The 10,032-nt window shown below is 47.8% G+C and carries 11 protein-coding genes; 2 read left to right on the forward strand and 9 right to left on the reverse strand.

Annotated elements, in window-relative coordinates:
• Window positions 1-169: 169 nt before the first annotated feature.
• A complete protein-coding gene (locus BLR50_RS13850; protein WP_092643636.1) occupies window positions 170-691 on the reverse strand; it encodes a spore maturation protein in 522 nt (173 codons plus the stop codon).
• On the reverse strand, window positions 688-1,293 hold the full coding sequence (locus BLR50_RS13855) for a nucleoside recognition domain-containing protein (RefSeq protein WP_242871776.1): 606 nt from the start codon (window positions 1,291-1,293) through the stop codon (window positions 688-690). Before BLR50_RS13855 ends, BLR50_RS13850 begins: the two co-directional genes overlap by 4 nt.
• A 398-nt stretch (window positions 1,294-1,691) precedes the next feature.
• Here BLR50_RS13855 and BLR50_RS13860 point away from each other — a divergent pair, with 398 nt between their 5' ends.
• Window positions 1,692-1,940, forward strand: coding sequence for an AbrB/MazE/SpoVT family DNA-binding domain-containing protein (locus BLR50_RS13860; RefSeq protein ID WP_092643639.1), 249 nt, complete (start codon window positions 1,692-1,694; stop codon window positions 1,938-1,940).
• 237 nt (window positions 1,941-2,177) lie between these two features.
• On the opposite strand, the gene rpiB is transcribed toward BLR50_RS13860, so the two are convergent.
• The 7 genes from rpiB to BLR50_RS13895 form a co-directional block, all read right to left on the reverse strand.
• Entirely contained in the window at window positions 2,178-2,639 is a 462-nt protein-coding gene (rpiB, locus tag BLR50_RS13865; protein ID WP_092643642.1) for a ribose 5-phosphate isomerase B, read from the reverse strand.
• An 85-nt stretch (window positions 2,640-2,724) separates the two neighbouring features.
• Window positions 2,725-3,768 carry a D-allose transporter substrate-binding protein gene (alsB, locus tag BLR50_RS13870; protein ID WP_092643667.1) on the reverse strand — a complete coding sequence of 348 codons (1,044 nt, stop codon included), beginning with the start codon at window positions 3,766-3,768 and terminating at the stop codon, window positions 2,725-2,727.
• 67 nt (window positions 3,769-3,835) lie between these two features.
• Window positions 3,836-4,744 carry an allose kinase gene (gene alsK, locus BLR50_RS13875; RefSeq protein ID WP_092643647.1) on the reverse strand — a complete coding sequence of 303 codons (909 nt, stop codon included), beginning with the start codon at window positions 4,742-4,744 and terminating at the stop codon, window positions 3,836-3,838.
• A gap of 82 nt (window positions 4,745-4,826) precedes the next feature.
• Window positions 4,827-5,510, reverse strand: a complete 684-nt coding sequence (gene alsE / locus BLR50_RS13880; RefSeq protein ID WP_092643651.1) for a D-allulose 6-phosphate 3-epimerase — start codon at window positions 5,508-5,510, stop codon at window positions 4,827-4,829.
• A 30-nt stretch (window positions 5,511-5,540) separates the two neighbouring features.
• Window positions 5,541-6,503: a D-allose ABC transporter permease gene (gene alsC / locus BLR50_RS13885; protein ID WP_092643654.1), complete on the reverse strand. Its 963-nt coding sequence runs from the start codon at window positions 6,501-6,503 to the stop codon at window positions 5,541-5,543.
• A gap of 1 nt (window position 6,504) precedes the next feature.
• Window positions 6,505-8,043 carry a sugar ABC transporter ATP-binding protein gene (locus tag BLR50_RS13890; RefSeq protein WP_092643657.1) on the reverse strand — a complete coding sequence of 513 codons (1,539 nt, stop codon included), beginning with the start codon at window positions 8,041-8,043 and terminating at the stop codon, window positions 6,505-6,507.
• A gap of 330 nt (window positions 8,044-8,373) precedes the next feature.
• A complete protein-coding gene (locus tag BLR50_RS13895; protein ID WP_092643660.1) occupies window positions 8,374-9,366 on the reverse strand; it encodes a LacI family DNA-binding transcriptional regulator in 993 nt (330 codons plus the stop codon).
• 324 nt (window positions 9,367-9,690) lie between these two features.
• On the opposite strand from BLR50_RS13895, the gene BLR50_RS13900 reads away from it, so the two are divergent.
• Window positions 9,691-10,032 (forward strand): helix-turn-helix domain-containing protein (locus tag BLR50_RS13900; protein ID WP_143008134.1); only part of this gene is annotated, 342 nt, incomplete at its 3' end.

Here is a 10,032-nt window from a genome sequence, read left to right on the forward strand (position 1 = left end):
CCTTCATCATTCTATCACTGGAGGACCTCTTTTCGCTATAAGCGTTCTAATTCCACCAGCAGAGCTGGTGGTTTTTTGCGCTGAAGCTACAATATGAATCGCGGCGGTACTAACCGCCGCGATCGTTTGTTTTGGCAATTTCTGTAATCATTTTTTATGTATAACCACGCTATATGGGAAAGAATATTCTTACAAGCACAGTGCTCATAATAAAGCCCACACAATCGGCTGTAAGCGAACATGGTACGGTATAACGGATTTTACGGATTTCCGCCGCGCTGTAATAAACCGCAATGGTATAGAAGGTTGTTTCGGTAGAGCCCATAATTACGCTGGCTATGCGTCCGGCCATACTGTCGGGGCCATGATTTTTTAAAATATCCTCTACAAACGCCAGCGCTCCGCTGCCCGAAATCGGGCGAAGTATCATCAGCGGTGTAATCTCCTTGGGCATCTGCAGCAGCGACGCAAGGGGCTCCAGAGCGTTTGTAAGCACATCCAAAGCACCGGAGGCCTTGAACATGCCTATTGCCGTCATAATGGCAATCAGCGCGGGCAGCACGTTGATGGTGGTGGTAACCCCCTCCTTCGCGCCTGCCACAAACTCGTCAAACACATCGACATTTTTGTAAATTCCATAGCAGAATATAAAAAGGATTACAAGGGGTATTACAAAGCTTGAAAAACTCATCCGCCGCCCCTTCCTCCTGCTCTTCTGTCAAAAACGGCACTAAGCGCAAAGGTCATCAGCACGCCGCAGGTTATAGCGGTGATTGAGGCAATCCAAACACTGGGAAGAATATCCATCGGCGCTGCTGCCCCATATTTCAGGCGCAGCGTAGCCACAGTGGTGGGGATAATTGTCATGGAGGCGGTGTTGAGCACTACAAACATGATCATCTGCTTTGGTGCGGTATCCCCCGTATTCAGTTCCTTGGCAAGCTCCTTAACAGCCAGTATGCCAAGCGGGGTTGCGGCATTGCCAAGGCCTAACAGGTTTGCCGACATGTTCATAGTAATGGCTTGGGCAGCTTTTCCTTGAGGATTAACCCCCTTAAAAAACAACTTTGTTAAAGGTGCAAGAATTTTGCTTAAAGTTTTTGTTAATTCTGCCTTTTCTGCAACCCTCATGACCCCGCTCCACAGGCACATTCCACCTAATAATGTCAGGCTTAGATGAACAGCATCTACACAACTGCCGATCGCAGCCGAAGACACATTTTCCATTTTTCCGTTTAAAATTCCAAATACAACGGCAAGAAAAATCATGGCTGAAATAATCCATGTCATCATTAACTTATCTTCCTCCTTTCGGTTAAAAAGCCTTGAAACTACATGATTTATGCTATAAAATACCAAATTTCATGACATTTTTCTCAAAAACAGAAATGGATTTTTCATCAGAAAATTGTCTATTTTTCGACATTCTTTTTTTTACATTTTTGGATGTACAAGCAGTGGAAAATGAGATAAATTATTTTATTAAAACGCTTTAATCGACGGAATTCCGTTAAAAAAATCGCATTGATTCCCAGAACTTAATTTTGAATTGTTTGCTGTTATTTACAGTTGTTTAACAAAATGTTTTATTTTTTTTCTTACTAGTATTTGACATTTGACTCGAATTGTAGTATAGTAATGATGTTGACAGTAATTCGACACAAAATATGAAAAATATGGAGGTACAAACATTGAAATCGACAGGTATTGTAAGAAAAGTTGACGAACTGGGTCGTATCGTTCTTCCAATTGAACTGCGCCGTACCCTGAACATCAACGAGAAGGATTCCCTAGAAATTTATGTAGAGGGCAACCAGGTTATTCTTAAAAAGTATGAACCTTCTTGCATTTTCTGCGGTGATGCCAGCAACGTAACCACCTTCAGCGGCAAGAACATTTGCCAAAGCTGCTTAAAGGAACTGGCTAGCTTCAGCAAATAATCTTTCAAAAACTCTGTCGGCAAGATGTTAAATTGCCGGAGGTAACAAAGAACGGGCGTTTTACGAATTTTTTATTCGTAAAACGCCCGTTCCTTGCTTTACGGCTGACATATTTCTTATGGTGCGTTTTCTCGCGCCAATACTAATCTCTGATAGAATGTGCTCATACGATGCGCTGGCAACTTCTTAACCGGGTATAACTATAAGCAATACATATGGGCAAGTTAACATTTTAAGTTAAGTCCTCAAAGTACCAGTCTGCTTTGCCTCGATTGCGGCAATCATATCGACGCGTTTTTGGTGGCGTCCGCCCTCATACTCCCCCGAGAGCCACGCATCCAGAATCATCAGTGCAAGATCACTTCCCACCACACGGGCACCCATGGCAAGGATGTTCGTATCGTTATGCTGGCGGGAGAGCAGCGCGGAATAGGGCTCGCTGCACACTACTGCGCGAATACCCGGCACCTTGTTGGCGGAGATGGAGATTCCAACCCCCGTTCCGCAGATAAGGATGCCTCTTTCGCACTCACCGCTCACAATGGCATTGGCTACGGCCTCGCCATAGATTGGGTAATCCGTGCGCTCGCTCGAATAGGTGCCGAAGTCCTTATATTCTATGCCCTTTTCCTTCAGGTGATTCATCAGCCGGTCTTTAAGCTCAAAGCCTACATGGTCGCACCCTATTGCAATCTTCATAGTGCAGTCTCCTTAAGAAAATATATTGCCTTAGAAAGAGGACAATATCCTCTTTCTAAGGCATTGACAAAGGGAGGATTGCGGATTATTTCTTGGTGATGAGGTTAGACTCAATCGGAATCATGGCAGGCTCTACGTTCGAGTCGATCTTTGCCTGATTCTTAACGGCCTTCACCATCTCTTCAAGCGATTTTGCGCCGATTGCGCCGGGATCCTGTGCAACGGTTGCGGAAAGCTGACCGTCGTTAATCGACTTTACAGCCTCGGCATCACCGTCGGTGCCTACAACTATAATCTGCCCTAGTTTCTTGGCGTTGATAACGGCCTGCAGTGCGCCCAGAGCCATGGTATCGTTGCAGCAATAGATACCCTTCAGGTCGGGATTAGACTGAATAAAGCTGGTGGCAACGTCAAGCGCCTTCTGTCTGTCCCAGTCTCCGGGCAGGCTGCCTACGATGGAAAACTTATTGTTGGCCTTAAATGCATCCGTAGCGCCCTGCTTTCTGCTTTCGCCGGAGGCGTTTCCTGCCTTGCCTTCGATAATGGCAACCTTGCCGCCTTCGGGGAGCTTGCTAATGATGTATTCGGCGCCCTTTTTACCAACCTGTACGTTATCGGTGGTAGCAAAGCCGATTACACTGCCGCCGGAGCTCTTAAGTGAGTTCATATCGATTTTTTCATCGATGTTCATTACATAGATGCCCTTCTGGTTTGCCTTAACAACACCAGGGATCAGGTTGACCGGCGAAAGCGGCGCAACGCCGATGGCTTTATAGTTTTTGGTTAAGCAGTTCTCAAGAATCTTCAGCTGACCTTCGGTATCCTCTTCAGACTGTGCGGCATAAACGTCAACCTTAATACCCAGTTCGTTTGCCTTGGCAACAATGCCATCCTTCATCTTCACCCAGAAGTCGGATGCCTGAGTTTTCAGCACTACAGCATATTCTGCTTCGCCGGTTGCCGCTGTGGAACTTACCGCTGCCGAGCTGGGAGCAGAACTTTCAGCCGGGGCACTCGCTCCGGAGGAAGCAGCAGCAGAGGATGCTCCTGCCTTGTTGGGGGTACAGCCTGCTAAAACGGAGGAAAACAAAGCCAATGCAAAGAATACTGATACAATGCGCTTTTTCATAAACAGCCTCCTAAAGTTTTTGAATCTATTTGAATACGCATCTGCGTAATCAAAACAATTGAAGGGCTTAAACAGCATTCAGCCTTTGATACGCAAACCCAGCACCGCCCAATACACCGCTGTACTGCGTATGCTCGGTAAAGAGTATCTCCAGGTTCTGCGAAGGGTATGGCTTGCGTGTTCTTTCACGGACGGCATTTACAAGCAGCTCCTTTGGGAAGCCCTTCATAATAACCACCCCTCCCGCAACAATGATGGTATCAGGGTCGAGGATGTTCACCTCGGTTGCAATAGGTATTGCCAAGTCTTCCACGAAATCTCTGATACGCTTATCGTCTGCATGCTCTGCAAAAATATTCGCAATCTCAGTGCCCGGAAAACAGTTTTTCGCAAGCTCCTCTAGGTGCTTACCCGAACAGATCACCTCGGCACAGCCGATATTGCCGCAGGTACAGCGTTCGGTAATACCGTTTAGAGGAATATGCCCCAGTTCACCCGCCACGCCGTTTTTACCGGTGTGGAATTTGCCGTCAATATACACGGCGTTGCCAAAACCTGTGCCGATATAAAAGCCCAGGATGGTGGAATTAACGTCAAGGCGGCACTGCTTAATGTCATTGAGCAGCAGGAAATTTACGTCTCTGTCAATAAAAACAGGGATATTCAGCGCGGTTTGAAGCGGGGTGGCAAGGTCGATGTTATCAAAGCCATCTAGGTTTGGGGTAGAATACACCGTCTTCTTATCCTTGCTTACAATGGAAGGGATTCCGATGGTTACCGCCTTTACCCTGCCTCGTGTGTTGCACTCGTCTATATATTTGTTAATCTGGGTAAGCAGGTTCTCTGCAGCATTCCCCTCTGAGAGGATGCTGCTGGACTTCTTTTGAAAGTGCTCAAGCTCTCCCTCGGCAGAAACCAAACCGATGCGGAAATTCGTTCCGCCTATATCTATACCAATTACATAATCCTTTACCATAATGCTCCTAACCCTGCCCCGGTACTTTGGCAGTATCATCCTAAAATGGGCAAGATCATTGCCGTACAGCGCGCTTTAGCCGTTATTGCCCGGTTTGAGTTCTGAATATCTCCCTCATCTTATCCCAAGCCTTTTCAAGGTCGGCATCCAGATTAAAGAGACCGGAGGTGCCTAGAATGAATACCTCAACGCCGGCGTTATACAGCTCGGCATAGGTTTTTTCGTTGCAGGAGCCATCAATCTCAATAAGGTAATGGTAGCCGTTTTCTTGCTTGAGCCTTTTAGCCTCGCGGATTTTATCCAGCATCTCGCGGATAAAGGGCTGGCCGGCAAAGCCCGGGTCGACGCTCATGATGGTGATCTTATCCACCAGATGGATATAGTGCTGAATGTAGGAGAGCGGTGTTGCAGGGTTGAGCACTACGCCCACCTTGCAGCCTAACGAGCGAATCTTGTTGATGATACGAAACGCGTCGGTGTTGATGGTTTCGGCGTGCGGGCAGATATACCCGGCACCTGCCTTGGCAAGGCTTTCAATATAATCATCGGGGCTGGTCACCATTAGGTGGCAGTCGATGGGGATGGTGGAGATTGTGCTTAACACCTTCACAAAGTCGGGAGACAGGGTGATGTTCTTTACAAAGTGCCCGTCCATAATATCTACATGGTAGAAGTCTGCGCGGGAGTTAAGGATGTTTACCTGATTCTTAATATCCAACAAATCCATACACATTAAGGATGGGGAGAAAAAAGGTTTTTCATTCATCTTTACAATTTTTCCTTTCCTGGGCTGTGTTTATTTCTTGGTTGCGAGCAGCTTATCAAGGAATACCGAGATAATAATCAGCACACCCATTACAATCTGCTGGTAACTGCTCGAAACGGTAAGTATATTCATACCATAGTTGATTACACCGATAATCAGGCCGCCCATTACTACGCCGAATATCTTACCCTTGCCGCCGAAGAAGCTGGTGCCGCCGATGATGGTAGCAGCAATAGCGTAGGTGGAAAAGCCGCTTGCGGCACCCGGCTCTGCCGCGCCAACACGCCCGAGCAGAACCACACCCGCTATGCCTGCGCAGGTGCCGGAGATGATGAACACCAGAAGGGTGTGCAGCTTTACGTTAATGCCCGAAAACCACGCCGCCTGCTGGTTGCCGCCCAATGCGTAGATATTTCGCCCCGCCTTGGTTTTTACGGTAAAGAAGCCCAACACAACCGCGGTTATCAGCGCGATAATTACCGGAATGGGAACACCGATAACCGAGCTGCTGATGCCAACGGTAAAGGAGGCCGGGAACCCGAACACCGAGCGGGCGTTGGAGGTAATCAGCGTAACACCACGGAAGATGGCGTCGGTACCGAGGGTAATAATAAAGGGATGCAAGCCGGTAGCATTCACAAGCGAACCATTAATAAAGCCTAAGAAGGAACCAAACAGTACGCCTAAAATCACCGCTGCCGCCGGAGGCAGGCCCGCAATCATCAGCTTGGCGGTCATCATGCCGCTGAGCGCGGTTACGGCACCCACCGACAGATCGATACCCGCGATGAGAATGGCAAAGAATTCACCAAGCGCGATAAGAATGTTTACCGAGCTCTGCGTTAAAATCTGTGGAATGCTCTCGGTAGAGAAGATGCTGCCCGGCCTTAGTATAGCCAGTATGGCAAGAAGCAGGAGCAGAATACCCATTGTACCATAGCGCTGCCAAATTGCATTAAATGAAAGCCCTGATCTGTTTTGAGTTTGTTCCATCTTATTTCACCTCATCAGAAAGTTCACCGGTAGAAACCCGGATAATGCTTTGCTCTGTCGCTTCCTTACGCGGGAAGGTCTTTACGATTTGGCCCTCACGGAACACCATAATGGTGTCGCACACCGCCAGCAGCTCCGGCAGCTCAGAGGATACCACCAGCACACCCTTACCCTCGTCGGCAAGCTTTCTCATCAGCGCATAGATTTCACTTTTGCTGCCGATATCAATACCCTTGGTAGGCTCATCAAAGATGATAATCTCTGAATCAGCCGCCAGCCATTTGCCCAGTATCACCTTCTGCTGGTTGCCGCCCGAAAGCTGCAGGATGCTTTGGTCGATATCGGCGCACTTGATTCTTAGGCTATTGCGCTGTTCCTCACCGGTTTTTTTATCGTACTTCTCGCTCACCAGGCCCACTAAGCCCTGCGCGCGGGAGGTTTTAATGTAGGGCAGCAATGAGATATTCTTTTTAATGTCCATCGTATTGATAAACCCGGTTTCACGGCGGTTTTCGGTTACCATTGCAAGCCCGTTCTTAATGGCGGAATAGGGGTTTGTAATATCCACCTTTCTGCCGTTAATGTAAACCTCGCCGCTCTCCCTCGGCTCTGCGCCGAAGATAGCGTTCATCATTTCGGTACGCCCCGAGCCAACCAGGCCGGAGAAGCCGAGTATTTCGCCCTTGTGCAGCTGGAAGGATACATTCCTTACGCGCTTATCCCTGCGTGAGATGTTTCTTGCCTCAAAGATTACAGGCTGCTTTGCGATATCCAGCTCATGGTTGCTGAAGCTTTCAAGGTTGAGCTCACGGCCTACCATCATTGAAACCAGCTCGTCCACCTCAACATCCGCTACGTTACGGGTGCCCACATAGGTGCCGTCCTTTAACACGGTCACGCGGTCGCCAATCTCCTTAATTTCCTTCATCTTATGAGAGATATATACAATGCCCTTACCCTCGCGCTTGAGCTGATGGATGATGTTAAACAGGTGGTTGGTCTCCTCCATGGTCAGCGAGGCGGTGGGTTCGTCCATAATAATCACCTCAGAGTTGCCGGCCAACGCCTTTGCAATCTCCACCTGCTGCTTCTCTGAGATGCAAAGCTCCTCCACCATGGTTCTGGGGTCTCGTTTCAATCCAACCTTTTTGCAGTAATCCAATGCCTTTTCATGCATTACCTTCTGGTCTACGGTGGTAATAAAGCCCGCCGTCTTCTTGGTGGGCAGCTTGCCGACGAACAGGTTTTCCTGAATCGACAGCTCGTCGATGACGCTCAACTCCTGATAGATGATGCTGATGCCGTTTTCATAGGCATCCTTCGGCGTGAGGCTGGAGTATTCCCTGCCGTGCAGCACTATGGTGCCCTCGGTGGGCTGGTATGCGCCGCTTAAAATCTTCATGAGCGTAGATTTGCCCGCGCCGTTTTCACCCAGCAGCACATGCACCTCTCCGGCTTGAATGTCGAAGGAAATGTCTTTGAGTGCCACTACGCCGGGGAACCGCTTGGTGACTTTTCTCATTTCCACTAAGGTTTTCATGGTGGCCTCCTAGAATTACTTCTTTCCAGTGTTTATTATTACTTATAATGCTTAGTTTAAACTTATCGTTTTTATCAACTGCCCGTTTGCCGTCTTGTAGTGTTTCTGCACATTATTTCAACATATTATAATTGATATTTGTGCTATTTATTGGGTAATGGTTTACTCAATCAAGCGCCGTGTTACCCATTATCACTTTAGCTTAAGGGGTAAACTTAAACCAAATGAAATCTGATTGCCCCTTCTATTCCCTCAGCAAGTTGAGTAAAGGTTTACCCAACGGCCCAAAAAATCAGGTAAACTCGCAAATTCAAACGAAGTTTACCTCAGTTATGTCGATTTTCTTACATTGAGTGATACCGGAACCACATAATGCTGTGCGTCATTTGCCTCGCCGAGCATCAGCTTCATCAGCACCTTTACCGCGCGCTCTCCGATGCGCTCGGTATTCTGCGTAATGGTGGTAATGGGAACCTCGCAGAAGCCTGAGAGCGATATATCATCAAACCCCACAAGCTTTACCTGCCCCGGCACCTCGATTTTATGCTCCAGCAGCGCATGCAGGGCGCCCAGCGCCATCATGTCGTTAGTGGCGAAAATACCGTCGAATGTAACGCCCTTCTCAACCAGTTCAGCAGTTTTTTGCTTGGCAATGTGGTAGCTTGCCCCACCGTCGGCTTTCAGGTCGTTTATAACCGTAACACCATACTTTTCATGTGCCTTTATATACCCCATGGTACGCTGTGAAACGGAGGAAAGCGGCCTCATATCGCTTAGTAAAACAATTCTTTTGCAGCCCTTGCGCAGAAGCTCCTCGGTTGCAAGGTAACCGCCATATTCGTTATCCGATTGAACCGTAGCATAGGCGTGCTCCGGCATACGGTCGATATATACAACCGGAAGGTCGTTTTCTTCATCCTGGGCCGCCACATCGGATTTGCCCGAGATGTAGATTACGCCGTCCACGTTTTTAGCTATAAGATTGGCAAGGTGCTGATTTTCCAGCCTCGCGTCCTCGTGGGAATCGCAGATAAAAACCGAGTAGTTATAAGGCAGAATGCTGTTTTCAATCGAGCGAACAATCTTTGCGAAGAATTCGTTAGTAATGTCGGGCACAATCACCCCGATGCTCTGGCTGCGGTTGGTTCGCAGGCTTTTGGCGCTTGCGTTAGGCGTGTAGCCATACTGCTTTACAATATCCAATACCCGCTGCTCGGTTTCGGCGGAATAGCGGCCGTTCTTGTTGAGCACACGAGATACGGTGGCAATCGAAACGTTCGCTAATCTGGCAATATCCTTTACAGACACTTTCTTGTTATCCATGCCCTCTACCTCGATGCAATGGGTAATCGTTTACCCTATGTGATGAGTATACTCAAGCCAGTGGATATTGTCAATAGTTTTTTAACACTGGGCATAATTTTCAGCAAAAACCACAACAAGCTATGCACGTAGTCTGTGAGATTAAACAATAAGCGTTTACTGTAATGCCAATGCCTAGCAAGTTAGATTGATTCCATAAAACGCCATCCAATGCCTTGCAGTACCGAGTGGCGTTTTACATGGCCCAGCTGTTCTCGCACTAATAGTTCTTTGCCCCCAGACGCCACAATCCAAGAGCATCCTTCCTTCTGATATGCTCCCTTTATGAGAGACAGTGAAATAACAAACACTGTTCATCATGAAGGGAGTATTTTTATGCCACAAAAATCTAAAATAGAGGTTACTGAAAAAGTTAAAATCACTCGAGAGTATGTATCTGGGAAAATTTCAAGAGAGGAAGCCGCCAGACGAGCCAAGGTTGCACCTGCATCAATAGCCAGATGGGCTCGGATATATCGACAGGAGGGTGCTTTGGGTCTTGCCCCGACAAAAAAGAACCGCGTTTACAGCTCCGAATTAAAGAAGAAAGCTGTCTTGGAATATCTTGCTGGCGGATGTGGTCTGCACACTATCTGCGAAAAAAATGCAATTCGTTCAGGAACACAA

It is taken from the genome of Acetanaerobacterium elongatum, from assembly GCF_900103835.1.
Lineage (GTDB): Bacteria > Bacillota > Clostridia > Oscillospirales > Ruminococcaceae > Acetanaerobacterium > Acetanaerobacterium elongatum.

Coding starts and splice junctions, on each gene's coding strand:
- alsK (WP_092643647.1), bottom strand. CDS start 4,744: ATGGTAAAGGATTATGTAATTGGTATAGATATAGGCGGAACGAATTTC.
- BLR50_RS13855 (WP_242871776.1), bottom strand. CDS start 1,293: ATGATGACATGGATTATTTCAGCCATGATTTTTCTTGCCGTTGTATTT.
- alsC (WP_092643654.1), bottom strand. CDS start 6,503: ATGGAACAAACTCAAAACAGATCAGGGCTTTCATTTAATGCAATTTGG.
- rpiB (WP_092643642.1), bottom strand. CDS start 2,639: ATGAAGATTGCAATAGGGTGCGACCATGTAGGCTTTGAGCTTAAAGAC.
- alsE (WP_092643651.1), bottom strand. CDS start 5,510: ATGAATGAAAAACCTTTTTTCTCCCCATCCTTAATGTGTATGGATTTG.
- BLR50_RS13895 (WP_092643660.1), bottom strand. CDS start 9,366: ATGGATAACAAGAAAGTGTCTGTAAAGGATATTGCCAGATTAGCGAAC.
- BLR50_RS13890 (WP_092643657.1), bottom strand. CDS start 8,043: ATGAAAACCTTAGTGGAAATGAGAAAAGTCACCAAGCGGTTCCCCGGC.
- BLR50_RS13850 (WP_092643636.1), bottom strand. CDS start 691: ATGAGTTTTTCAAGCTTTGTAATACCCCTTGTAATCCTTTTTATATTC.
- alsB (WP_092643667.1), bottom strand. CDS start 3,768: ATGAAAAAGCGCATTGTATCAGTATTCTTTGCATTGGCTTTGTTTTCC.